The organism is Halosimplex salinum, assembly GCF_003730195.1.
GTDB classification, from domain to species: Archaea; Halobacteriota; Halobacteria; order Halobacteriales; family Haloarculaceae; genus Halosimplex; species Halosimplex salinum.
The window spans coordinates 241192-263553 of record NZ_QWGG01000004.1 but is presented as its reverse complement, the minus strand read 5'-3'; the positions used below and the strand labels follow the sequence as shown (position 1 = coordinate 263553).

At 68.8% G+C, this 22362-nt stretch carries 24 protein-coding genes and 1 tRNA gene; all 25 read right to left on the bottom strand.

Features of this window, described 5'->3' with window-relative positions; translation table 11 throughout:
* Nucleotides 1-10 precede the first annotated feature (10 nt).
* The 25 genes from D1409_RS12615 to D1409_RS12495 all read right to left on the bottom strand — a co-directional run bounded on the left by D1409_RS12615 (nucleotide 11) and on the right by D1409_RS12495 (nucleotide 22362).
* Nucleotides 11-1678 carry an FAD-dependent monooxygenase gene (locus tag D1409_RS12615; protein WP_123537339.1) on the bottom strand — a complete coding sequence of 556 codons (1668 nt, stop codon included), beginning with the start codon at nucleotides 1676-1678 and terminating at the stop codon, nucleotides 11-13.
* Between the two features lie 60 nt (nucleotides 1679-1738).
* Complete coding sequence (locus D1409_RS12610) at nucleotides 1739-3451, bottom strand: electron transfer flavoprotein subunit alpha/FixB family protein (protein WP_123537338.1); 1713 nt, start codon at nucleotides 3449-3451, stop codon at nucleotides 1739-1741.
* A gap of 2 nt (nucleotides 3452-3453) precedes the next feature.
* Nucleotides 3454-4350: an electron transfer flavoprotein subunit beta/FixA family protein gene (locus D1409_RS12605; protein WP_123537337.1), complete on the bottom strand. Its 897-nt coding sequence runs from the start codon at nucleotides 4348-4350 to the stop codon at nucleotides 3454-3456.
* Nucleotides 4351-4525: 175 nt separating this feature from the next.
* A complete protein-coding gene (locus tag D1409_RS12600) occupies nucleotides 4526-4855 on the bottom strand; it encodes a 4Fe-4S dicluster domain-containing protein (RefSeq protein WP_123537336.1) in 330 nt (109 codons plus the stop codon).
* Between the two features lie 140 nt (nucleotides 4856-4995).
* Nucleotides 4996-5649, bottom strand: coding sequence for a helix-turn-helix domain-containing protein (locus D1409_RS12595; protein ID WP_123537335.1), 654 nt, complete (start codon nucleotides 5647-5649; stop codon nucleotides 4996-4998).
* A 202-nt stretch (nucleotides 5650-5851) separates the two neighbouring features.
* The gene (locus D1409_RS12590) at nucleotides 5852-7585 is read right to left on the bottom strand and encodes a glutamate--tRNA ligase (protein WP_123537334.1); all 1734 of its coding nucleotides are present in this window, start codon (nucleotides 7583-7585) and stop codon (nucleotides 5852-5854) included.
* A 120-nt stretch (nucleotides 7586-7705) separates the two neighbouring features.
* A complete protein-coding gene (locus tag D1409_RS12585) occupies nucleotides 7706-8482 on the bottom strand; it encodes a YihY/virulence factor BrkB family protein (protein WP_123537333.1) in 777 nt (258 codons plus the stop codon).
* A gap of 85 nt (nucleotides 8483-8567) precedes the next feature.
* A complete protein-coding gene (locus tag D1409_RS12580; protein WP_123537332.1) occupies nucleotides 8568-8750 on the bottom strand; it encodes a hypothetical protein in 183 nt (60 codons plus the stop codon).
* Between the two features lie 92 nt (nucleotides 8751-8842).
* The gene (idsA3, locus tag D1409_RS12575) at nucleotides 8843-9883 is read right to left on the bottom strand and encodes a geranylfarnesyl diphosphate synthase (RefSeq protein ID WP_123537331.1); all 1041 of its coding nucleotides are present in this window, start codon (nucleotides 9881-9883) and stop codon (nucleotides 8843-8845) included.
* Between the two features lies 1 nt (nucleotide 9884).
* A complete protein-coding gene (locus tag D1409_RS12570) occupies nucleotides 9885-11225 on the bottom strand; it encodes a ribonuclease J (protein ID WP_123537330.1) in 1341 nt (446 codons plus the stop codon).
* A gap of 280 nt (nucleotides 11226-11505) precedes the next feature.
* Nucleotides 11506-13299, bottom strand: coding sequence for a hypothetical protein (locus tag D1409_RS12565; protein WP_123537329.1), 1794 nt, complete (start codon nucleotides 13297-13299; stop codon nucleotides 11506-11508).
* Nucleotides 13300-13398: 99 nt separating this feature from the next.
* Nucleotides 13399-14139 carry an isopentenyl phosphate kinase gene (locus D1409_RS12560; RefSeq protein WP_123537328.1) on the bottom strand — a complete coding sequence of 247 codons (741 nt, stop codon included), beginning with the start codon at nucleotides 14137-14139 and terminating at the stop codon, nucleotides 13399-13401.
* Nucleotides 14136-15119, bottom strand: coding sequence for a mevalonate kinase (mvk, locus tag D1409_RS12555; protein ID WP_123537327.1), 984 nt, complete (start codon nucleotides 15117-15119; stop codon nucleotides 14136-14138). Before mvk ends, D1409_RS12560 begins: the two co-directional genes overlap by 4 nt.
* Nucleotides 15120-15164: 45 nt before the next feature.
* Nucleotides 15165-15623, bottom strand: coding sequence for a DUF5518 domain-containing protein (locus D1409_RS12550; protein ID WP_164471667.1), 459 nt, complete (start codon nucleotides 15621-15623; stop codon nucleotides 15165-15167).
* A gap of 9 nt (nucleotides 15624-15632) precedes the next feature.
* Nucleotides 15633-16007 carry a DUF5518 domain-containing protein gene (locus D1409_RS12545; protein ID WP_123537326.1) on the bottom strand — a complete coding sequence of 125 codons (375 nt, stop codon included), beginning with the start codon at nucleotides 16005-16007 and terminating at the stop codon, nucleotides 15633-15635.
* 66 nt (nucleotides 16008-16073) lie between these two features.
* Nucleotides 16074-17675, bottom strand: coding sequence for a molybdopterin-dependent oxidoreductase (locus D1409_RS12540; protein WP_123537325.1), 1602 nt, complete (start codon nucleotides 17673-17675; stop codon nucleotides 16074-16076).
* 115 nt (nucleotides 17676-17790) lie between these two features.
* Entirely contained in the window at nucleotides 17791-18567 is a 777-nt protein-coding gene (rpsB, locus tag D1409_RS12535) for a 30S ribosomal protein S2 (protein WP_123537324.1), read from the bottom strand.
* Nucleotides 18564-19769: a phosphopyruvate hydratase gene (eno, locus tag D1409_RS12530; RefSeq protein ID WP_123537323.1), complete on the bottom strand. Its 1206-nt coding sequence runs from the start codon at nucleotides 19767-19769 to the stop codon at nucleotides 18564-18566. The genes rpsB and eno overlap by 4 nt, the downstream gene beginning before the upstream one ends.
* Entirely contained in the window at nucleotides 19766-19942 is a 177-nt protein-coding gene (locus D1409_RS12525; protein ID WP_123537322.1) for a DNA-directed RNA polymerase subunit K, read from the bottom strand. The genes eno and D1409_RS12525 overlap by 4 nt, the downstream gene beginning before the upstream one ends.
* On the bottom strand, nucleotides 19939-20133 hold the full coding sequence (locus D1409_RS12520; protein WP_123537321.1) for a DNA-directed RNA polymerase subunit N: 195 nt from the start codon (nucleotides 20131-20133) through the stop codon (nucleotides 19939-19941). Before D1409_RS12520 ends, D1409_RS12525 begins: the two co-directional genes overlap by 4 nt.
* A gap of 7 nt (nucleotides 20134-20140) precedes the next feature.
* Complete coding sequence (locus tag D1409_RS12515) at nucleotides 20141-20539, bottom strand: 30S ribosomal protein S9 (RefSeq protein WP_123537320.1); 399 nt, start codon at nucleotides 20537-20539, stop codon at nucleotides 20141-20143.
* Complete coding sequence (locus tag D1409_RS12510; protein WP_123537319.1) at nucleotides 20533-20970, bottom strand: 50S ribosomal protein L13; 438 nt, start codon at nucleotides 20968-20970, stop codon at nucleotides 20533-20535. Before D1409_RS12510 ends, D1409_RS12515 begins: the two co-directional genes overlap by 7 nt.
* A complete protein-coding gene (locus D1409_RS12505; RefSeq protein WP_123537318.1) occupies nucleotides 20967-21317 on the bottom strand; it encodes a 50S ribosomal protein L18e in 351 nt (116 codons plus the stop codon). Before D1409_RS12505 ends, D1409_RS12510 begins: the two co-directional genes overlap by 4 nt.
* Before the next feature lie 18 nt (nucleotides 21318-21335).
* Nucleotides 21336-21420, bottom strand: a tRNA-Leu gene (locus tag D1409_RS12500).
* A 174-nt stretch (nucleotides 21421-21594) separates the two neighbouring features.
* A complete protein-coding gene (locus D1409_RS12495) occupies nucleotides 21595-22362 on the bottom strand; it encodes a DNA-directed RNA polymerase subunit D (RefSeq protein WP_123537317.1) in 768 nt (255 codons plus the stop codon).

Here is a 22362-nt window from a genome sequence, read left to right as displayed (position 1 = left end):
GGAGAACCGGTCAGCCCTGTTCGTACTCGACGCCCTTGCCGCCGCGCGGGTGCGTCCAGTTCGTGTCGGCGACCACAGCACAAGTACCACACTCGACGCAGGGCTGGGTGTCGAGGCTGACGACGTGTTCCTCGGTCCCGTTGGACCCGACGTACTCGTCGCGGTAACACCCGCCGCCGAAGTCCTTCGCGCTGACGGGACAGGCCGTCACGGCCGTCCCGCTGGCGGCGAAGGAGTTGTCCCGCAGTTCGATGTGCGGGTTGCCCTCGTCGACGTCGTAGGTCAGGTCGCCGATGCGGTCGTCGAGTTCGGGCGGTTCGACCGTCGACTCGCCCTCGACCGGACTGCCGAGTTGCTCGGCGACCACGGTGGGAACCGTCACGTACCCCATCCGCGTGTCGGGGAGCATCCCCATGAGGAACGGGGAGTTGAACAGCGACTCCGCGCGGTCGCCGAGCGCGGAGATGGCCGTACGGCCGACCACGGAGTCGGTCACGGCGTTCATCGCCGATGCGACGGGACCGACCTCGCCGAGCCTCCCGAGCGTCCGGTAGCGCGTCGGCCTGAGCTTGTCCATCACGCCCTCGTTCTCGAGTTTCGTCACGTAGCGCTCGCCCGCCGCGCTCGTGTCGCCCCGGGACTTCGCGTCGACGAACGCCTCCGCCGCGAGCGCGCCCGCGGTGACGGCGTGGTTCATCCCCTTGATGATCGGGCCCTGGGCCTGCATCTGCCCGGCGGCGTCGCCGACGAGCAGGAGCCGGTCGCGGTACGGCGAGGGGTGGGCCACCTTCTTCGAGTCCGGGACGAGCTTCGCCGAGTACTCCAGTTCGGTGTACTCGTCGCCGATCCAGTCGGCCAGCAGCGGGTGGGTCAGCAGGTTGTCGAGCAGCTCCTGCGGTTCGGCGCGCTGGTCGGCGATGGAGTCGAGGTGGAACACCGTGCCGATGGACAGGGACTGGTCGTTCGTGTAGAGGAACCCGCCGCCGCGGACGTTCTCGAAGAGGTCGCCCGAGAACAGGTGGGCGACGCCCTCGTCCTCGTCGACGTCGAACCGCTCCTCGATGGCGCCCTCGGGCATCTGCGCGACCGCCTTGACGCCCTGGAACCACTCGTCGGGCTCCTCCCAGTCCATCAGCCCGGCGTCGCGAGCGAGTTCGGAGTTGACGCCGTCGGCGCCGATGATCACGTCCGCTTTGATCGGGTCCAGTTCGTCGAGGGTGACGCCGACGATCTCGGCGCCCTCGCGGAGGAGGCCGTTCACCCGCACTTCGGTGAGCAGGCCGCCGCCGGTCTCGCGGGTCATCTCGTGGACCTCGCGGGCGAGCCACGAGTCCATCTTCCGCCGGAGCACCGAGTCGGCCCACTCCGTGTCGTGGTGGTGCAGGTCGTGCAGGTCGAACGTCTTCACGTTCCGCCCGGCGATGTTGTGGATGTAGTGCTCGGTGACCTCGCGGTCGCTCGCCTCCTCGCGGAAGCCGGGGAAGAGGTCGTCGATGGTGTACGGCGAGGACTCCTCCGCGTAGAGGAGGCCGCCCGAGACGTTCTTCGACCCGGCGTCGACCCCGCGTTCGAGGACCAGCGTTTCGATACCGTTGCGTGCCAGCGTGGCGGCCGCCGCGGCGCCGCCCGGACCGGCGCCGACCACGACCGCTTCGTAGTGTTCGTAGTCGTCTGTCATCGTCGTCTCCGTTGGTGTTCGCTCGTCGTTCCGGTCGGCGTGCGGCCGAGACCCGTCATCTCAGTCGTCGCTCGCCTCCGCGACCGCCGCCGCCAGTTCGCCCGACTCGACCGCCTCGGTCAAGCGGGGGAGCACTTCGAACAGGTCGCCCTCGATGTAGTAGTCCGAGAACCCGCTGATGTCCGCGTCGGGGTCCGTGTTGATCGCGATGATCGTGTCGGACTCGTCCATCCCGACCTTGTGCTGGATCGCCCCGGAGATGCCCGCCGCGATGTACACGTCGGGCTCGACGACCTGCCCGGACTCGCCGATCTGTCTGTCCTCGCCGATGTACTGCTCGACGTGTCCGTCGAAGTCGTACGAGGAGGTGATCACGCCCCGCGAGAGGCCGAAGGCGGCGTCGTCGAACGCGTCGACGAGATCGAGACCGAGTTCGATCCCCTCCGTGGGCGCGTCGCCGATGCCCCGGCCCATCGCGACGATCACGTCGTGGCCGGTGAGGTCGATCCCGCTGTCGAGCGTGTCGAAGTCGGTCACCTCGACCTGGAACCAGTCGTCGTTCAGGTCCATGTCGAAGTCGATCACCTCGCCCTCGCGTTCGGGGTCGGCCTCCGGGATCTCGAAGCTCCCCGGGATGACCGACGCGCCCTGCGGGTGGAAGTCGCGGAACGGCTTGTCGATACAGAGGATCGTCGAGTACTCGAAGCCGGAGAAGTCCGGCCGCTTCATGTGCAGGATGCGGTCGAACTCCTTACTGTCGCCCGGCTTGCCGGTCTTGGCCGGGTTCGAGATCATCGCCTCCTCGATGTAGAGGCCCGAGCAGTCCGAGGCCAGCCCGGAGTCGAGTTCGCCCTGGACGAGCGCCGAGAGGTCCCGGCCGTTGTTCGTCGCCGGGAACACCGTGTAGCGCGGTTCGTCGTACTCCTTCCACTCGACGTCCTCGTGGTCCTCGTCGGCGACCTGCCCGCCGGCGCGGGCCATCGAACAGAAGATCTCCGTGTACGGTTCGTGGCGGAACCGTTCTAACCTATCGTCCTCGTGGTAGACGACGCGGTCGGCGCCGTAGGCGATTACCTCTTCGGTGAGGTCGCTCGCCCCGTCACCGATCAGGACCGCGACCACGTCCTCGGGGTTGCCGTCCTCGTCGCCGCCGGAAGACGAGTCTTCCGAGCCTCCGACTTCGTCGGAGACGCCGTAGCGGTCGTTGTAGTCGTCCATCAACTCGCGGGCCTTCCCGAGCATCTCCCGGGACACGTCGATGAGTTCGCCGTGCTGGGTCTCGCAGTACACCCACATGTCCCGGTACGTGCCGCCGTCGATGTTCTCGACCCACTGCTTGTCGTTGGTGGGGTGGTCGAGGTCGGGGTGTTTCTCCTCGGGCGGGACGTACTCGAGTTCCTCGCCCGCTTCGTCCTCACTCCCCTCGATGGACTCGATGCGGTCCTCGATCTGGCCCTTCGCGGTCTTGCGGTCCTGTCCCGCCTGCTCGCGTTCGAGCATGTCCTCGAGGACCGTCACGTCGTCGACGTCGCGGACGAGGTTGGCGATGTCGGCGACCGTCATGTCGTCGAGGTCGGCGGATGAGGGGTCTACCTCCTCGTCTTCCTCCTCGAGCTTCTCGATGCGGCTCTCGATGAGCGTCTTCACGGGAGCGCGGTCCTCGCCGCTCTCCTCGAGTTCCAGCATCTCCCGAAGTTCGTCGGCGTCGTCGACGTCCTTGATCTTCGGCCCGAGTTCCGCGATCTCGTGGTCTGTGGGGTCTATCTCTGGCATCGTCAGTCACCCGCCGCGTACGGCGCGAGTTCGTCCACGACCCGTTCCATCGCCCCCTCGTCGTCGGGGTCGACCATCGTCGCTTCCCGCTCGGAGGGGGCTTTCGGGATGGGATCGACGCCGGCGACGATAGTGGGCGACCCGTCCAGCCCGATGAAGTCGGGGTCGAGGTTCAGCGCCGTGTGGTCCCACATCGTGAAGCGGTCGTACTCCGCCACGTCGAGGTCGCTGTCGTCGTCGAGGTACTCGCCGAACTCGGCAGCCCGCTCCCGGGTCTGCTCGCGCAGGTCCTTGTGTTTCAGCCGATGCTCGGCCTTCCGGTAGGTGGGCTCGAACTCCGGGTCGGCGACGACGAACGCGGGCAGCGGCGCCTCGACCGTCTCGATCTCCTCCACGTCGCCCTCGACGAGCCGTTTCGCTCGCAACACACCCTCGTCATCGTCGATGTCGAGGGAGATAACGTGCGTCACGAGGGGCATGTCGAGACACCACTCCGTCTGGGGCCCGGTGTGGCCGGTCTCCCCGTCGGCGGTCTTGAAGCCGGCGAACACGAGGTCCGGCGGGTCGTCGAGTTTCTGGATGCCGGTCGCGACGGTCATCGCCGTCGCCCACGTGTCCGCGGCGCCCATCTCGCGGTCCGAGAGCAGATACAGGTCGTCGGCGTACACGTCCCGCATGCCCTCCTGGAGCACTTCCATGTAGCCGGGCGGGCCCATGCTCATCAGCGATACCGTCCCCCCCTTCCGGACCTTGGTCTGCAGCGCCGCCCGGAGGGCGTGTCTGTCGTTGGGGTTCATCACCGTCGGCGTCTTCCCTCGCTCCAGGTGGCCGTCCTCGTCGAACGAGACCTGGCCCTCCCTGAAGTCCGGGACGCCTTTCGTCAGTACGACACTATGCATATGTGACTCACACACACTGGTTACCGAGTCGACAATGGGTAAGTTTTTCGTCCATCGAAACCCCGGAACTGTGACGCGTCTCGCCTTCGTGACGTGCGATCGGGACGAACCGGGGGCTCGGCGACGGGTGATGTCCGTATACCGATAAGACGGCCACCGACGAGTTCGGAACCGGTCAGATGCGGCCGGCGCGACCGGGGTCGACGTCGATGGCGTCGACGGGGCAGACGTCGACACAGAGCATGCAGTCGATGCACTGGTCCTCGTGGGCGGGGTCGGCCTTGATCTCGCTCTCGGGGTGGCCGGGCGTGTCGACCCACTCGAACACGTCGACCGGACAGTCCTCGAGACAGGCGCCGTCGGCGAGGCAGATGTCGAAGTCGACGGCGACGTGCGTGCCGTGGATACCCAGCGTCTCCGGTTCCTCGACCGGACCCCACACGTCGTGTCCGTCGTGTTCCTCGACGACCTCGCGGTTGTTCTCGAACTCGGGATCGATGGCCATAGCTATCTACGTGAACCACCCGTGCGCACGTAAACCTTGCCCCGACCGAACCGCCGTACCGCGGCCGGTTCGGGGCTCAGCGGCGGGATCCAGCGTCTCACCACTGTCGCCGTTCGACGGGTCGGAGCGCCCGCCGTCGGTCAGTTTCCGGGCGAGGTCAGGATCGTGTTCGTCACGAGTCTGACGATCGCGCGCCGGAGGCGCTCGGTGACCGCCTGGTCGGAGATACCGAGATCGTCTGCCAGTTCGACGGTCGTACAGTCCCGCGGGATGTCGTAGTACCCCTCCTCGACCGCGAGGACGATCGCCTCGCGCTGGCGCTCGGTCAGCCCGAACCACGGACCCAGGTCCGGTTTGCCGGGGTTGTAGACGCGGATCACCTCGAAGCCGATATCCTCCTCGGCGCACTCCTCCTGGAAGGTCGACATCGCCTCGTGGGAGGGGAATCGCAACTCGAACCGCCAGGAGGTGTCGGCCCCCGTCGCGTTCAGGATGTAGGCGTTGACGTCGCGGATAGACCGGAACACCGCGTCGTTCTCGACCGACCACTCGAACGTGTACAGCACGCGGTCGTCGTAGGTGTCGATCTCGACGAGTTCCGCCACCGACGGCGCCTCGCTCACCGTCCGCTCGAACGCCGCGAAGTCCGCATCGTAGACCCAGAAGAAGGGCACCGCCCGTTCCCCCGTCGGAACGAGCGACTCTAGCTCGACCGTCCCCGACCCGGAAACGTCCATGATACGTCCCAACTCGAACTCCGTCGCTGGAATACTGATCTCGGCGATGACGCTCATACAACCAACGGTCCCGTGTTATGCGGCCCGCCCGAAAGCCAATTACCATGGCACATCATGCATCGTCTCCCCATTACGGCTGCGTTCGTGTACGAACCAGCGGCTGAAAAAACCGATCCGCACTGGAACGGGTTCGCGCCATCGCCGACGGACGGTCCGGTCGACACCACCCTGACGAGCCGTAACGTCGTCGACGCAGCGGTCAGGGATGTGCGTAGTAGGCGACGGCGGGGTCGCTGTCGAGGTCGTCGAGGCGGGCGAACCCGACGCGTTCGAACTGGAGCATCGTGTCCTCGTCGTACTCGACGACGCCGGGCTCGGCGACGCCGGTCACGTCGCCGTCCATCGTCCGCAGGCGGATCCGCGGGCCGTCGGCGGGCGCCCAGTGGACGACCGGCACGTCGCCCGCCCGGACCACGTCGAGGTCGTCGCCGGTCGCGACCAGTGCCCCGTCCTCGCGGCGGACGCAGCCGAAGCCCTTGAGCCAGACGCGCTCGCCGGCTTCGGGGACGTCGCCCGCTTCGAGCATCACCGCGTCGTCGACGGGCACGTGTCGTCGCCCGCGGTCCTCGTGGTTCGGGTGGACGGGCGGTTCCGCCGCGTCGGGACCGCCGGAGACCGGCATCGTGACCGCTCCCTCGACGTCCGGCCCGTCCTCGCGCACGAGGAATGCGCGGTCGGTCTCCTCGTCGATCATGTCGCGGTTGTTCGCGTAGATGGACGACATCGCGAGGTCGACGTTCGACGACGACGTGCCCAGTTCGACCATCGCGTCGACGATGGCCTCGCCGCGGATGCCGCGTCGGCGCAGGCTCGCGATGGTCGGCGCGCGCGGGTCGTCCCATCCCGTCAGGTCGCCCGCTTCGATCTTCTCGATGATGGTCGACGTGCTCATCGGCACGTCGTAGGCGTCGATCTGGACGTGCCCCCAGTGGACGACCTCGGGGTACTCCCAGCCGAAGTAGTCGTAGACGAACCCCTGGCGCTTGGCCGAGTCCTGCAGGTCGATCCCGCGGATGATGTGCGTGATCCCGGTCAGGTGGTCGTCGATCCCGCTCTGGAAGTCCAGCATCGGCCAGCAGCGGTACTCGGCGGCCTCCTCGCGGGGGTGGGGCGTGTCGATCATCCTGAAGGCGACGAAGTCCCGCAGTGCGGGGTTCTTGTGCGTGATGTCGGTCTTCACCCGCAGGACCATCTCGCCGCTCTCGTACTCGCCCGCGACCATGTCCTCGAACTCCTCGTGGACGGTCTCGCTGTCCTTGTCCCGGTGGGGGCAGGCCTCCCCGGAGTTCTTCATGTCGGAGAACGCCTCGCCGGAACAGGAGCAGGTGTACGCGCCACCGAGGTCGATCAGCTCTCGCGCGTGGTCGTAGTAGACGTCGAGGCGGTCGCTGGCCTTGATCACCTCGTCCGGTTCGAAGCCGAGGAAGTCGACGGCCTCCAGAATCTCGTCGTAGGCGTCCAGGTCCGGCCGCTTTGTCTCGGGGTCGGTGTCGTCGAACCGGCAGAGCATCCAGCCGTCGTACATCTCCTTGTACGTCCCGATGACCGACGGCATCCGCGCGCTCCCGAGGTGCCACGGCCCGTTCGGGTTGGGTGCCATGCGCATCCGCACCTCGTCGTGCTCGTCGACGTTCGGTAGATCTGGAAGGATCTGGTCGTCTTCCTCCTCCTCGGCGTCGAGTTCCTCGACCTTCTCCGGGGCGAGTTCGGCGAGTCGCTCGCGCTGTTCCGACGCACTCATCCCGTTGACCCGCTCGACCACCGGCGCGACGACACCCGCCATCTGGTCGCCGTACTCCCGGAAGTCGGGGTTCTGGCCCATCAGCGGGCCCATGATAGCGCCCACCTGTGCGTCGCTGTCGTGTTTCAGCGCGTTGAACAGCGCGTTCACCTCGGCGGCCTCCTCGGCCTGCTCGCGTACGTCGTCGTCCATTGGGCGTGGGTTCTCGCCCCCGCGTAAAAACCGCGTTGGGTTCGACGTCGCGACTGCTGTCCGTCGCTTCCGTCCTGCGCACCGACACTGCCGTCGGCAGGTCGGCGACCGTCCCCCGAGTCAGTTCGACCGATCCTCGCGGTTCCGCGTCGCGTTGACGACCACGCCGAGCATGAGGACGAGCGCGGCGAGGTAGAGGCTCGTCAGGATGAGGATCACGCCGCTGAGGATGCCGTAGAGCGCGTACTGGCCGGCGTTCGCGACGTAGAACTGGATGCCGAGTATCAGGACCGTCCATCCGACCGCGGCCGTGAGCGCCCCCGGTAACGCGCCCGACGGTGACGTGACGAGCGTCGAGGGAAGGTAGTACAGCGGGAGGAACGCGAGGACGAGCACGCCCAGAAGCACGAGCGGCCAGGCGACCGCGGTGAGCGGGCCGGCCGACAGTTGCGAGAAGACCCCGCCGGTGAAGACGACTGCCAGCGCCGCCAGCGAGAGCGACCCGAGGACGCGGACGGCGTCGCGGAGCTGTTCGACCAGGGGTGGCTCGTCGGTCCCCTCGACGCGTTCGACGACCGACTGGAAGTCCACGCCCATGTTCGCGCCGCTCCAGGCGAACACGACGATGGCGAGCATCGTCGCCCCGGTCCGCCCGGAGGCCGTCCCGATCGATTCCGTGACGAGTCGCCGGGCCTCCGGCGTCAGCAACCGCGGCATCGCGGCCCGGACCTCTGCGGCCGACCGATCGCCGAGGACCGCCAGCGCCAGCACCGTCACCGGGAGAAACGAGACGAACGCGTAGTAGGCGAACGCGGCCGCGGGGTACTTGATGTCGTGCTCGTCCGCGACCCGCGCCGCCGTGAGCGCGGCGTCGAGGACGTCGGCCAGACGCGGCATACCGGTGATACGGGCACGAGACCTAAAATTCCTGTAACGGACGCGGCTCCGCCGACCGAGCGGCCGCGGCCGCCCCCGTCCCGACTCAGTCGCGTCGCGCCGTCTCGTCGGGCTCGTCGGGCTCTTTGGGCTCGCCGAACTCGTCAGGCTCGCCGGGCTCGTCGTCGTCTCCGCGCCGTCGGAGCGCTCTCGCCGCGACGGCGGCCACGCCGACCGCGAGCGCCCCGAGCGCGAGCACCCACGGGCCGGTGAGGTCGTCGTCGGACACGGACGCAGTAGGGGCTCGTCGCGGAAGAACGTTCCCCGACGTCGGGACTCGCGGTCGTCTGGTGCCGTCGAGAAGACCGAGGGGATCCGGGGTCAGTACTCGCGTTCGATGAGGTAGTCGGCGATGTCCTCGAGTCGGTCGCGCGCGTCGTTGTCGGGGAGGACTTTCAGGTTGTCCTTCCCGCTGACGATCAGTTCTCGGGCGGTCTCGCGGGCGTACTCGATGCTGCCCACGTCGTGGAGGCGGTCGACGGCGGCCTCGATCTCCGCTTCGTCGACGGCCTCGACGGAGTCGGTCTCGACGAGGTCGTCGACGTCGACGCCCTGCTCGCGGGCGTGCAGCGTGATGAGCGTCTGCTTGCCCTCCACGAGGTCGGAGCCGCGCTGTTTGCCGAGTTTCTCGCTCGGCGTGGTCAGATCGAGGAGGTCGTCCTGGATCTGGAAGGCGCGACCGACGTCGAGGCCGTAGCCGTACAGCGAGTCGACGGTCTCGTCGTCGGCGCCGAGCAGCGTCGCGGCGATGGCGGCGCTGGCGGCGTACAGCACGGCGGTCTTCAGTTCGACCATCTCGAGGTACTCGTCGGTCGAGACGGCGCCGCGGGACTCGAAGTCGATGTCGAGCGACTGGCCCTCACAGATCTTCGTGCAGGTGGTGGCGAGTTCCAGCGCCGCCGTGTTGGTGTCGGCGGGGTCGGCGCCGGTCTCGAGCAGTTGCTGGAAGGCTTTCGAGTAGAGGGTGTCCCCGGCGAGGATCGCCGTCGAGAGGTCGTACTCGCGGTGGACCGACGGGACGCCGCGCCGCAGGTCGTCGTCGTCCATGATGTCGTCGTGGATGAGCGTGAACGTCTGGATGACCTCGACGCTCACCGCGGCCCGCAACATGTCGACCGCGTCGTCACCGACCGGGAACGACCGGTAGTCGACGGCGTCGGCGTCCACGTCGGCGAGCGACTCCGCGACCAGCAGGAGGACGGTCGGTCGGAGCCGCTTCCCGCCGGCATCGAGCAGGTACCGCGTCGCCTCGTAGAGGCGCTCGGGATGCTCGACCGGGAGTTCGACCGCGATGGCCTCGTTGACCAGCTCACGGCGCTCGACGATAGCCCGCTCGACGGCCGCCTGGGACTGCCCGTTCATCTCACTCGACCAGCTGGATCATGTTGCCGTTGCGGGTGACGTGCAGGTCCTCGCCCAGCTTGTATCCCTCGCTCTCCGCGAGGTCGACGTAGTCGGCGTACCCACTCATGTCCTGATGGGCCGGGATGACGTTCTCAGGCTGGAGCGCGTCGAGCATCTCGTAGTGGCCCTCCTTGCAGAGGTGGCCCGACACGTGGATGTCGTCGTAGATGCGCGCGCCCTGCATCCCCAGCAGGCGCTCGCTCTGGTAGCGCTGGCCCTCGTTGGTCGGCTCGGGGATGACCCGCGCCGAGAAGATGACCTTGTCGCCGTCGTCCAGTTCGTAGGGCGTCTCGCCGCGGCCCATGCGGGTGAGCATGGCGCGCGGTTCGCCCTGGTGGCCCGTCACGATGGGGAGGTAGTTCTCCTTGCCCTCGTTCATGATCCGCTTGAACGTGCGGTCGACGGACTTGCGGTGGCCGTACATCCCCAGGTCGTCCGGGAAGTCGACGAAGTCGAGTCGCTCTGCAGTGCCCGAGTACTTCTCCATCGAGCGACCGAGGAGGACGGGCTGGCGCCCGATGTCCTCGGCGAACTCGACGAGCGAGGTGACGCGCGCGATGTGGGAACTGAAGGTCGTGGCGACGATGCCGCCGTCGTAGTCCTCCAGACTGTACATCACGTCTTTCAGGTGCTTGCGCGCGACGGACTCCGAGGGGGTGCGTCCCTTCTTGTTCGCGTTGGTACAGTCCTCGATGTAGCAGAGGACGCCTTCCTCGCCGATCTCGCGGAACCGGTCCATGTCGATGGGGTCGCCGATGACCGGCGAGTGGTCCATGCGCTTGTCCAGCCCGTAGACGATAGCGCCCTCGGGGGTGTGGAGGACCGGGTTGATCGCGTCGATGATCGAGTGAGTGACGTTGACGAACTCGAGTTCGTTCTCCTCGCCGATGCTCATCGTCTCGCCGGCTTCCATCTCGACGAGGTCGTTCTGGACGCCGAACTTCTCCTCGCTCTTGATCTGCTGTTCGACGAGCGCGAGCGTGAACGGCGAGGCGACGATCGGCGCGTCGTAGCGGTGGGCCAGTTTCGGGATGGCCGCGATGTGGTCGAGGTGGCCGTGTGTCGGTACGATGGCCTTCACGTCACCTTCCAGGTCGGACATGACGCGGTCGTCGGGGATCGCGCCCATGTCGATCAGGTCCAAGCTGTGCATCCGTTCGGTCTCGACGTTGTCGTGGATGAGGACCTTCGACAGGTTCAGGCCCATGTCGAAGATCACGACGTCGTCGCCCGCACGAACTGCCGTCATCTGGCGACCGACTTCCTCGTAGCCGCCGATAGTTGCGATTTCGATTTCCATGGTTTGCACTCCGAGGGAGGCTCGCCCGCGGACGCGGTGGCGGCCGGCGAACAGTGGACGCTTGCGTGACTGCCGCGCTCCGAACCGTCCCGGTCCGTCGACACGAGAGCCGCGAAATCGCAGCGGCCCGCGCGTCACCGGCGATGGCCGGAGTCCAGCACGCATCGGCGCCCGATGCGTCAGCCGGCCGCCCCTACTGCGACCCAGGCGGCCGTATGCTCGGTTATCTCCACCTATACGTCGAGGTTTTAAAAAGAGTACGGCTCGTCTCCGCGCGCTGTCACTCCTCGCCCATGTGCCCGCTCCCCGTCGTCCAGCCGCCCCCGCTCTCGTCCGCTCCCGCGCCCTCGTCGCCGTCCTCCTCCGAACCCTCGTCGGCCGCGACGAACGCGTCCGAGTCCGCGGAGGAATCCGACACCGTCGACGAATCCCCGGAAAGCCCGTCCGCCGGGTCTTCAGCGACCGAACCCTCTGCGCCGTCCGCGCCCGACGCGAGCGGGTCGGTGTCGCTGTTGGGTGCCAGCGGGTCGTCCTCGTCGCCGCGCGTCAGCGGGTCTGTCGAGTCTCCGTTCGCCGACGAGAACAGGTCGGGGGACCCGGTCGGTTCGGCGGCCTCGTCGTCTCCCGGGCTCTCCTCCCCGTTACCGGCTGCTTCCGAGGAAAGCGAGTCGTCGTCGGTCCCGCTCTCCGACGGAAGTGACCCGTCGTCGGCACCGTCTTCAGACGAAAGCGAGGCGTCGTCTCCGCCGCTCGGAGCGAGCGGGTCGCCGCTCTCGGCATCGTCGCCCGCGAACAGGTCGTCGGCCGACCCGTCGTCCGATCCGTCGTCCGACGCGAGCGGGTCGCTCTCGTCGGCGGAACCGAACAGCGGGTCGCCGCGGTCGTCGGTCGGTTCGTCGTCGACCGGTTCGACGGGTGCCGAATCCCCCTCCCGGTCGGGAGCGTCGGCCGGAGCGGCCTCCGGTTCGGCGTCCGCTTCGGGTTCGTCGTCGGTACCCGGGAACGACTGGTCGGCGTCGCCGGCCGTCGGAGCGGGACCGTCTCCCTGGCCGAAGCCCAGTTCCTCCGCGATGTCGCTCTCGTTCGCGACGTCCTCGGGGAACGGCCCCTCGCCCTCGTCGCCGCCGTCACTCGGTCCGTCGGAGGAACTCTCGTCGGCCTCGTTCTCCGCCGGGCCCGGTTCCACGACGGAGGAGTCGTCGGGTTCGGACGCGTCGTCCGCTCGTGATTCGTCCGCGGAGTCGTCTCCCGGTTCGTCGCCGTCCGGCGGTCCGCCCGCGGCGACGCCTGCGGGCCCCCACTCACCGGACCCGGACTCGCCTGTCCGCTCGTCGGCCGGTTCCTCGTCGGTTGCGTCGTCAACCGGCTCGTCGTCCACCGGCAGAACGGTCGTCGACCGGTCGTCGTCGGACTCCGCGGCAGTTTCGGACGTCACGGCTTCCGTATCGGCGTCGGCCGACGGTTCGACGACCGGCGAGTCCGGTCGGTCGTCGGTCGCCGCGTCGTCGGTCGGCACGTCTGTTCGGTCGTCGGTCGCCGCGTCGTCGGCGACGGACCCGTCGGCCGGAGCAGTCGCGCCGTCGCCCGACGAGTCCGACCGGCCCTCGGCCGCCGCTCCGCTCCGCTGGCCCGCACTTCCCGGTTCGCGGGGCTGTGGCTCGGGTCGGTCGACCGGCTCGCTATCCGATTCGAGCGGGTCTCCCGACGCGGCGGCGCCGCCCGCCGCGGCGACACCGTTCGCGGACTCCGATTCGGCGTCCGACTCCGCGTCCTCGGACTCCGCAGTCGTGCCGACCGCGCCGACCACGCCGACACCCGTAGCGTCCGCGACGAGTTTGTAGGCGAGGCCAGTCTGGCCCGCGCCGTAGACGAGGACGCCGAGGACGGCGGCGAACCCGCCGACGGCAGCGAGCGCGCCGTCGCGGGTCGAGCCGACGCTGCCGCTCTCGACCTGCTGATACAGCAGCCAGCCGCCGCCGGCGACCAGCGCGCCGCAGAAGACGAGCAGTCCCAGCCAGTACGAGAAGAGATAGAAGCCGTAGCGAAATGCCGCTCCACGTGAGACCGATGTCATATCACCCTCATTGCATAGCCCGGCCAAATAGGTTACGACGACGGGAACGCTCCCTGATAACCGGCGGGTCTCCGGTCAGCCATCACCGGTCGGCGGGCGTCAGTCGCGACCGTCGACGACGGTGCCCGGGGATCCGCCCGCGAGGAACGCCGCGAGCCCGTCGGGACCGAAGACGTGCGCCGGTGCGGACAGGCCGAGCAGCGTCTCGACCTTCGCGGCCATCCCGCCGGTCACGTCCGTCGCCTCGCTCGCACCGACGGCGTCGGCCACGTCCGAGAACCGCTCGATCCGCTCGACGACGTCCCCCTCGCCGTCGAGGACGCCCGGGACCGTCGAACACAGGCCGACGCGGTCGACCGAGAGCCCCCTCGCGATGGCGACCACGAGGTCATCGCCGCTCGTGATCGTCACACCCGCGCCCGCGTGAGCGACCCCGTCGCCGTGGAGCACGGGCGTGAACCCCTCCTCCAGCATCGTCGCGACGCTCCCGGTCGGGAGCGAGAGTTCGCCCTCGGTGTCTCGGCTGGCGACGGACAGCGGTCGGACGGGGAGCGCCTCGACCCCCGCCTCGTGGAGCGCGTCGAGCACGGCCCGGTTGAGCCGTCCCATCGCCCCGTGGATGGCGACCGTGTCGGCCGCCGACCGCGTCCCCTCGGTCGAACTGACGCCGCGCTCGGCGGCGGCGTGGTGACCGAAGCTCCCGCCGCCGTGGACGACGACGACGTCGTCCTCCGCGTCGGCGACCGCCGCTGCAGCGCGCGCGAGGGCGTCGTCGTCGACTGTCTCCGGCGTGTCCTTCTCCGTGACGACGCTCCCGCCGAGTTTGAGGACGGTCGTCATTCCACTCGGACCCCGTCGGTGTCGAGTTCCGCCCGGAACGTCTCCTCGCAGCCCGGGAGATAGCGGAGCGCGGTCTCGGTCTCCTCGCTGTCGTCGAGCGCGACGACACAGCCGCCGCCGCCCGCGCCCGTCAGTTTCGCGCCGAGCGCGCCGGCGTCGCGGGCCGCCCACACCATCGAGTCCAGCGACCGCGAGGAGACGCCCAGCGCCGACAGCAGCCCGTGGTTGAAGTCCATCAGCTGTCCGAGCTCGTCCAGATCGCCCGCTTCCAGCGCCGCCTCGCCGTTGCGGACCAGATCGCCGATGGCCGCCACCGTGTCGGCGGCGAAGTCGTACTCGTCTTTCAGTTCGCGCACGCCCGCGACGAGCGCGCCCGTGTCGCCGGCGCCGCCGTCGAACCCGACGACGAACGGGAGTTCGGGCGCGTCGAGTGACCGGCAGTCGTCCCCCTCCACCCGGACCGCGCCGCCCGTCGCCGAGCAGAAGGTGTCGGCGCGGGAGGCGTTGCCCTCCTGCACCGCGCGTTCGGCTCGGTAGGCTCGGTCTGCGACCTCTCTCGTCGAGAGGTCGGCGCCGAGTTCGCGCGTCGCCGCGAGGATGCCCGCCGCCGTCACGGCGGCCGACGACCCCAGGCCGGCGCCCAGCGGGATCTCGCTCTCGATGGTGATGTCGAAGCCCGCCCGCGGCGTGCCGGCGGCCTCCCGGGCCTGTTCGACCGCGGCGTCGACGTAGCCGGTCGCGGCCTCGACGAGCGACTGGGAGACGTCCACGTCGGGGGCGGCGTCGGTCGTCCCGCCGTACTCGACGGTGAAGCCGTCGAGGCTCAGGTCCTCGGCGTGGACTCGCAGGTGGTCGTCCTCGCGCTCCTCGACCGTCACCCGCGCGCGGCGGTCGATGGCGCAGGGCACCGCCGGTTCGCCGTACACCACTGCGTGCTCCCCGAAGAGATAGACCTTCCCGGGCGCGCTCGCGGTAACCATGCCCGCCCCTCGAACCCGCGGGGAGTTAGGGGTTTCCGAACGCCGCTACAGCCACCGCGCCGGGTCGAGCGTCCGGTCGGTGTGCCGGACCGTCCAGACACCGACCAGCCCGCCCACCGCCGACAGCCCGACGGTGTACGCCAGAAAGAGCATCGCGACGATCGCGAGAAAGGGACCGTACGCGGGCGACGACGGCGATATCCCGACGCCCAGCCACGCGACGACGCGGAGGGCAGGTATCAGGACGAGCGCGAGCGGGACCGCCGCGAAGACGCCTGCGAGCGTCCCGATCCCGACGCCGCCGAGATAGCCACCGCCGCGACGGGCCGCGGCCGCCGCACCGCCGGCTATCGGCGAGAACGGGATCACGGAGAGAACGAGCGTCACGACCGCGCCGTAGCCGGCGTCCCACAGCGGTCCGTGGCGGTCGCCGAGAGAGACGGACGGGTCGGCGTCGTCTCGGTCGGAGTCTGACCGACCGCCGTCGCCCCGGCCGGTCGTCATCGATCGGCGCTAGATGTCGGTCTCGTACTTGACGTAGTTGCCGATCCAGCCGCCGAGCGCGCTCAGTCCGACGGTGTAGACGAGCAGCGCGACGAAGACGAACACGACGATGACGCCGCCGAAGGCGAACGGGAGCACGCCTTCGCCGCTCCCGACGGAGACGAACCCGATGAAGCTGAGGACGAGAAACATGATCCCGACGACCGGGACCAGCGCGATCCCGCCGGAGATGGCGCCGACTTTCAGCCCGTCCGAGCGCGACCCGCCCTGGAAGTACCCCGCCAGCGCCCCGCCGAGGACCGGGGAGAACGGGACGAACCCCGCAGTTATCGCCGTCACCACCGCGCCCACGAGCGCGTTGAGGAACGTGTTGCCTTCGTCCATGCACCCCCGTTCACCCAGCGGGGTCTTAAAACTGGTACACAGGCCGACACGAGCGAGGATTCAGGGCTACAGCGAGACGGTGACGCCGTGCCACCCGGTCGATCCGCCGGGATGGGGGCCGCTCCGCTCGCGAGTCTGGCGCGCTCCCGTCCCGTCGGTCGCCCGGACGACGACCTCCGTCGGACCGGAGTCCGGCAGTTCGACGACGTGTCGGAACCGCCGCCACGCGTGGGGCGAGGGCGGGGCTTCGAGCGTCGCGTCGGCCCAGGAGTCCCCGCCGTCGAGACTCACTTCGACCCCGTCGATCCCTCGCCGCCCGGCGTAGGCCACTCCGCCGACGGCGACGCGGTCGCCCCGGCGCTGGACCCCGCGGACGTACGACAGCGTGTTCACGACGGCCTCCTCGACCCACCCGCGCGCCTCCCAGTAGGCACTGTGTTCGGACACGCTGACCTCGATCCCTTCCACCCACTTCGTCGACTTCATGCCGTATCGCCCGGGCACGAGCAGTCGCGCGGGGAAGCCGTGCTCTCTGGGGAGGGTCCGACCGTCCATCCCGACCGCCAGCACGACGTCCTCGCGCTCCCGGACGACCTCCCACGGGAGCGCCTCCGTGTACCCGTCCGCCGCGCGCGTCACCACGTCGACGGCCGGGCCGGCGACGCCCGCCGCTTCCAGCAGCGCGCGTACCGGCACCGCGCGCCACTCGGCGGTGCTGATGAGGTCGCCGCCCACGTCGTTGGAGATACACGCCGTCGTGACGGTCATGTCGCGGGCCTCGGGATGCGAGACGAGGTCCGAGAACGAGAGGTCGTACGACTCCTCGACTGCCCCGGACACGGAGAGCGACCAGCGGCCCGCGTCGACGCGGGGGTTCGAGACCGCCTTGTCGACGACGTAGTGGTTCTCGGCGCTCCCGACCGCCGCGGGCATCCCCTCGAAGTCGTACCCGAACGCGGCGTCCGTGTCCGCGACGGAGACCACGACGCCTTCGGTCTCGCTGCGGGTCTCGACGTTCCCCCGGTCCGCGACCGGCGTCGCCGTCCGCCCGGTGTCCGGCGTCGTGGTCCCCTGTTCGCGCTTCTCGGCGACAGCCTCCAGCGAGTCGCCCGGGTCGGGGCCCTCGCCCGACCCGGAACCGCCGACCGACCGGGCGGCGAGCCCGCCGACGGCGACCACCCCGACGGCGCCGCCGAGGTTCCGCAGCGTGCGACGCCGACCGACCGACCGCCGGGGGTCGGAGCCGAGAATCCGAAGCAACGCGGGCCCGAGCAGGGCGAGCGCCGTCGCGAGCGCCCACCGCCAGAGTATCCCATCGCCGGCCGCCCGAAAGCCCGCCGCCGTCAGCACGACGACCGCGACCGTCACCCCGCGCACGAGCAGTCGCTGCTGTCTTCGGTTCGTCCCGTACCCCTCGGCGAAGGCGGCGATACCGGCTGCGCCCGCGACCGCCGCGATCGCGACCGTCGCCATCAGCGCCGGCTGGGCCATCGAGCCCAGGGTCTCGATCGCCAGCGTCGCGACCGACCCCGGCGACGCCTCGATAATCACCTGCGCCGCGACCGCCAGCGGGTGGCCGCCCACGAGCGGCGCGACCGCGAGGATCCCGAGCAGCCACACCGCTGCCGTCGCCGCCCACCCGAGCGCCGCGCTGTCACGGCTGTCCATACCCCGCTCTCGGGACTGCGGTCGGTAATAGCTTGCGTGCACCTCGCTGTGAGGACGAGGAGAGCGGTCGCTCGCGGGCGAAGCGGACCGAAAAAGAAACGTCCGAAAGTCGCAGTTAAATCTCGGTCTCGAAGTCGTCGAGCGAGTAGGCCGGTTCGGCGCCGCGCCGGTCCAGCGTCTCGTTGGCCAGCAGCCAGTAGACGACGGAGAGTGCCTTTCGCCCCTTGTTGTTGGTCGGGACGACCAGATCCACGTTGGAGGTCTGGTTGTTGGAGTCGCACATCGCGATGACCGGGATGCCGACGGTGATGGCCTCCTTGACGGCCTGGGCGTCGCCGATCGGGTCGGTGACGACCACGACGTCCGGCTCGATGTACCCCTCGTAGTCGGGGTTGGTCAGCGTGCCCGGGATGAAGCGGCCGGTGCGGGCGCGGGCGCCCACGGCGTCGGCGAACTTCTCGGCCGGGAACCGACCGTACTGGCGCGACGAGGCCACGAGGATCTGCTCGGGCTCGTAGTTCGCCAGGAAGTCAGCGGCCGTCCGGATGCGCTTGTCCGTCATGCTCACGTCGAGCACGTACAGGCCGTCGGTGCGGACGCGGTGGATGAACCGGTCCATGTCCTTGGTTTTCTGCTGGGTACCGATGTGGACACCTGCCGCGAGGTAGTCCTCGACGGGGATGAGGAGGTCTGCCTCTTCGTCGGGCATGACGTCCTCGTCGAGGGCCGGCCCCTCGTCGGCCTCGGCGGCCGCCTCGTCTTCTTCGGCCACATCGTCGGCCCCAGCGGCCGATTCCTCAGTCTCTGCCTCGGTGGCTACCGTCTCCTCGTCGACGTCCGGGTCGACGTCGGATTCGGCGGCGTCGAGGCCTTCGTTTTCGTTTCCGCTCATACTGCGTTGTCCTCGATTCGGATGAGTTCGTTCAGCTTGGCAGTGCGCTCGCCCCCGACCGCGCCCGTCTTGATGAACGGCGCGTCCGTGGCGACGGCGAGGTGTGCGATGGTCGCGTCTTCGGTCTCGCCGCTGCGGTGGGAGACCACGTGTCCGTACCGGTTCTCGACCGCCAGTTCGATGGCGTCGAACGCGTCCGACAGCGTCCCGATCTGGTTCGGCTTGATCAGGATGCTGTTGGCCGCGCCCTGCTGGATGCCGTCACCCAGCCGGGAGACGTTCGTGACGAACAGGTCGTCGCCGCAGACCAGCGTCCGGTCGCCGACCTGCTCGGTCAGGTCCGCGAAGCCCTCGTAGTCGTCCTCGTCGAGCGGGTCCTCGACGTACTTGAGGTCGTACTCGCGCACGAGGTCGGCCATGTACTCGACCTGCTCCTCCGTGGAGCGGACCTGGTCGCTGTACACGTATCCGCCCTCGTCTTCGTCGTACATCTCCGCCGCGGCCACGTCGAGGCCGAAGCGGATCTCGAAGCCGACCTCGTCGGCGACCGCGCCGGTCGCCTCGTCCATGATCTCGAACGCTTCCGAGTCGTCGATGGACGGCGCCCACGCGCCCTCGTCGCCCTTGCCGCTGGGCAGGTCGCGCTCCGTGAGGATGTCGTGGACCTTCTGGTGGACCGCCGCGTTGGCGAAGATGGCCTCGGAGACCGACGGCGCGCCGACCGGCGCCGAGAGGAACTCCTGGATGTCCGTCGCGTCGGCGGCGTGTTCGCCGCCGCCGATGACGTTCCCGAGCGGGATCGGGAAGGAGTTGCCCCGGAAGGTGCCCCCGAGATGCTGATACAGGGGCGCGCCGAGCACGTTCGCGCCGGCCTTGGCGGCCGCCATCGAGATGGCGACCGCGCTGTTGGCGCCGATCGACGAGAAGTCGTCGGTGCCGTCGGCGGCGTGCAGTGCGGCGTCGACCTCGCGCTGGTTGCCCGCGTGGACCTCCCCGACGAGTCGGGGGATGGCGTCCTCGCGAGCGGCGGCGATGGCCTCGCCGGCCGGCAGTTCGATCGCCTCGTACTCGCCCGTGGAGGCGCCGCTCGGTGCGGCCGCGCGGCCGAAGCCGCCCTCCTCGGTGAGCACGTCCGCCTCGACCGTCGGGTTGCCCCGCGAGTCGAGCACGCGGCGCAGTCGAACGTCGGTGACGAGCGTCATTGCTCACCTCGTCGAACGGTGAACGGGAGCGCACCGGAGTCGTACTCCTCGGCGGCGATCAGGATGGGCTGGGTCTGCTCGCTGTCGACGAGCACCGGTGCCCCGTAGGCCACCTGCAGCGCTCGCGCGCCGATGATGCGTGCTTTCTCGTAGCGGTTGTACGATTCGCTCATTGGTAGGGTGCGACGATGTCGACCAGGTCCTTGTGGGAGACGAGCATCCGCCGACAGCAGTGCCGTTCGACGCCGATGTCGTCGAGCACCTGCTCGGGGTCCTCGCCGTCCTCCTGGGTGCGGACTTTGAACTCCTCCCAGTGGCCGCCGACGACGTTACCACACGTGAAACACCGGACCGGGACCATCATGGCGATATCACCTGTAGGACTTCTGGTAGCGGGCCCGTGCACCGGGGCCGCCCCACTTCTTGGACTCGCTCTGGCGGACGTCGTTCACCAGCAGCGAACGGTCGAACTCCATGAACGCGTCGCGGAGTTCCGCGTCGTTCGTGTGCTGGACGAGTCCGCGAGCGATAGCGGTGCGGGCCGCGTCGGCCTGCCCCATGACGCCGCCGCCCGCCACGTCCACCTCGACGTCGACCCCCTCTCGGAGTTCGTCGTCGGCCAGGCGGAACGGTTCGAGCATCTTCAGCTGCGCCAGTTCCGGCTCGGTCAACTCGACTGGCTGTGCGTTGATACGCACACGGCCCTCGCCCTCGCGGATCGTCGCGCGGGCAACGGCCGTCTTCTTCTTTCCTGACGTGTTCGTTACCATGTTTTGTTCGCTCCCAGTGCCTCGCTCACTTCGCCGAGCGAGACGAACTTGATGTTCGAAAGCCGGTCGAGCGACGTCCCCTCGAGGACTTCGCCGTCGTCGTCGTAGGGGTTGCCCATGTAGACGCGGACGTTCTCGAAGGCCTCGCGACCGCGCGTGGTCTTGTACGGGATCATGCCGCGGATCGACCGCTTCATGATGCCGTCCGGGCGCTTCGGGTAGGCCGGACCGCGGTCCGACCCCAGCTCGCGGCGCGTCTCGAACGTCCCGATGACGTCGTCCTCGCTGCCGGTGATGACCGCACGCTCGGCGTTGACGACCGCCACGCGCTCGCCGTCGAGCGAGCGCTCGGCGACCTGCGACGCGACGCGACCGAGGATGCAGTCGCGGGCGTCGACGACGACGTCGGCCTCGTACTCGGCGCGACTCATCGGATCACCCGCACGTTCGTTCCGTCGGGGTTGTTCTCGAGTACCTGTTCTAGCGATGCCGCCTCGCCGACCTGGTCGATCTTCGTTCGGGCGGTGCCCGAAAAGTCGACCGCGGCGACGGTGACGTCCTTCTGCAGGACACCACTGCCGAGCACCTTCCCGGGCACGACCACGGTCTCGTCCTCCTGGGCGTATCGCTCGATGCGACCCAGGTTGACTTCTGCGTGCGTGCGCCGCGGACTCTCTAAGCGCTCGGCCACGTCGCCCCAGACGTCGCCGCCCGAATCGCGGGCGGTCGACTTGAGGTCAGCGATGAGGCTACTGAGTCTCGGATTGGTCTTGCTCATACGTTTCTCCTAGAAAAGTGCAGGGAGCAGGATTTGAACCTGCGGACCCCTACGGGACAGCGCCCTGAACGCTGCGCCGTTGGCCTGACTTGGCTATCCCTGCTCGCAGTTTGCTGTTTCGTCGGCCCCCTCAAACCGCTTTCGATCCCGGCGCTCGTCGCACCGGATCGAACCGTGGTCCGCGCATTTCCAGCCGGACGGGCGGGTCGCTCGACGCCGCCGGAGCCGACCGGCGACCAGTTTCGAGCGACGTGGGTTGTGGGGGCCTGTGTCATCGTTACAGTTGCACCGATTCGCGCAGTTCGTCGGCACGGTCACGCAGCGAGTCGACCGCCCGGACGACGAGGTCCTCGACCGTCATCGAGCCGTCGGTCTCGACGTGGAAGACGAAGGCGTTCGGGACGTCCTCGACTGCCAGTTCCTTGTCGGGGTAGCGCTCGGTCAGGTCGTTGTCGAACTCGTCCGTGGCGATCAGTTCGCCGTCGTCCTCGATGACCCCACGCAGGATGTGGGGCTCGTCGTCGGCGAACTCGCCTTTGTCGCCGACCACCTCGACCTGCTGGAGGTGCCGGTAGCCGACGGCCACGCCGCCCTGGTGTTTGGCGTGTTCGCGACCGTGGTCGAGCACCGCGTCGGCCTCGACTTCGAGTCGCTGACCGGCCTTGAGGTCGATGATCGGGATGTTGTCGTCGGCGGGCCGGACCAGCTCGTCGCTGCTGACGATGTCGCCCGAGTAGGCGGTCACCGTCTCCGTCGTCTCCTCGCGACTCGGTCCCTCGACGTCGAGCGCGAGCGTGACTTCGTCGCCGATCTCGAACTCGCCCTCGGGCGTGGTCAGCGGGACCAGCCCGAGTCGGAGTCCGATCTGCTCGTCGAACATCACGCTGGAGTTCTCCACGACGCGCAGCTGGTCGATGGAGAACGTCGGCACGTCCGCGATCATCGCGCGGCGGATGCCGTTGGCGAACGCGGGGGTGATCCCGCGCACGAGGAACCGCGCCTCGCGGTCGCCGCGTTCGACGAACTCGACCTCGTAATCCTGCAT

Coding starts and splice junctions, on each gene's coding strand:
- D1409_RS12615 (WP_123537339.1), bottom strand. CDS start 1,678: ATGACAGACGACTACGAACACTACGAAGCGGTCGTGGTCGGCGCCGGT.
- D1409_RS12610 (WP_123537338.1), bottom strand. CDS start 3,451: ATGCCAGAGATAGACCCCACAGACCACGAGATCGCGGAACTCGGGCCG.
- D1409_RS12605 (WP_123537337.1), bottom strand. CDS start 4,350: ATGCATAGTGTCGTACTGACGAAAGGCGTCCCGGACTTCAGGGAGGGC.
- D1409_RS12600 (WP_123537336.1), bottom strand. CDS start 4,855: ATGGCCATCGATCCCGAGTTCGAGAACAACCGCGAGGTCGTCGAGGAA.
- D1409_RS12595 (WP_123537335.1), bottom strand. CDS start 5,649: ATGAGCGTCATCGCCGAGATCAGTATTCCAGCGACGGAGTTCGAGTTG.
- D1409_RS12590 (WP_123537334.1), bottom strand. CDS start 7,585: ATGGACGACGACGTACGCGAGCAGGCCGAGGAGGCCGCCGAGGTGAAC.
- D1409_RS12585 (WP_123537333.1), bottom strand. CDS start 8,482: ATGCCGCGTCTGGCCGACGTCCTCGACGCCGCGCTCACGGCGGCGCGG.
- idsA3 (WP_123537331.1), bottom strand. CDS start 9,883: ATGAACGGGCAGTCCCAGGCGGCCGTCGAGCGGGCTATCGTCGAGCGC.
- D1409_RS12570 (WP_123537330.1), bottom strand. CDS start 11,225: ATGGAAATCGAAATCGCAACTATCGGCGGCTACGAGGAAGTCGGTCGC.
- D1409_RS12565 (WP_123537329.1), bottom strand. CDS start 13,299: ATGACATCGGTCTCACGTGGAGCGGCATTTCGCTACGGCTTCTATCTC.
- D1409_RS12560 (WP_123537328.1), bottom strand. CDS start 14,139: ATGACGACCGTCCTCAAACTCGGCGGGAGCGTCGTCACGGAGAAGGAC.
- mvk (WP_123537327.1), bottom strand. CDS start 15,119: ATGGTTACCGCGAGCGCGCCCGGGAAGGTCTATCTCTTCGGGGAGCAC.
- D1409_RS12550 (WP_164471667.1), bottom strand. CDS start 15,623: ATGACGACCGGCCGGGGCGACGGCGGTCGGTCAGACTCCGACCGAGAC.
- D1409_RS12545 (WP_123537326.1), bottom strand. CDS start 16,007: ATGGACGAAGGCAACACGTTCCTCAACGCGCTCGTGGGCGCGGTGGTG.
- D1409_RS12540 (WP_123537325.1), bottom strand. CDS start 17,675: ATGGACAGCCGTGACAGCGCGGCGCTCGGGTGGGCGGCGACGGCAGCG.
- rpsB (WP_123537324.1), bottom strand. CDS start 18,567: ATGAGCGGAAACGAAAACGAAGGCCTCGACGCCGCCGAATCCGACGTC.
- eno (WP_123537323.1), bottom strand. CDS start 19,769: ATGACGCTCGTCACCGACGTTCGACTGCGCCGCGTGCTCGACTCGCGG.
- D1409_RS12525 (WP_123537322.1), bottom strand. CDS start 19,942: ATGAGCGAATCGTACAACCGCTACGAGAAAGCACGCATCATCGGCGCG.
- D1409_RS12520 (WP_123537321.1), bottom strand. CDS start 20,133: ATGATGGTCCCGGTCCGGTGTTTCACGTGTGGTAACGTCGTCGGCGGC.
- D1409_RS12515 (WP_123537320.1), bottom strand. CDS start 20,539: ATGGTAACGAACACGTCAGGAAAGAAGAAGACGGCCGTTGCCCGCGCG.
- D1409_RS12510 (WP_123537319.1), bottom strand. CDS start 20,970: ATGAGTCGCGCCGAGTACGAGGCCGACGTCGTCGTCGACGCCCGCGAC.
- D1409_RS12505 (WP_123537318.1), bottom strand. CDS start 21,317: ATGAGCAAGACCAATCCGAGACTCAGTAGCCTCATCGCTGACCTCAAG.
- D1409_RS12495 (WP_123537317.1), bottom strand. CDS start 22,362: ATGCAGGATTACGAGGTCGAGTTCGTCGAACGCGGCGACCGCGAGGCG.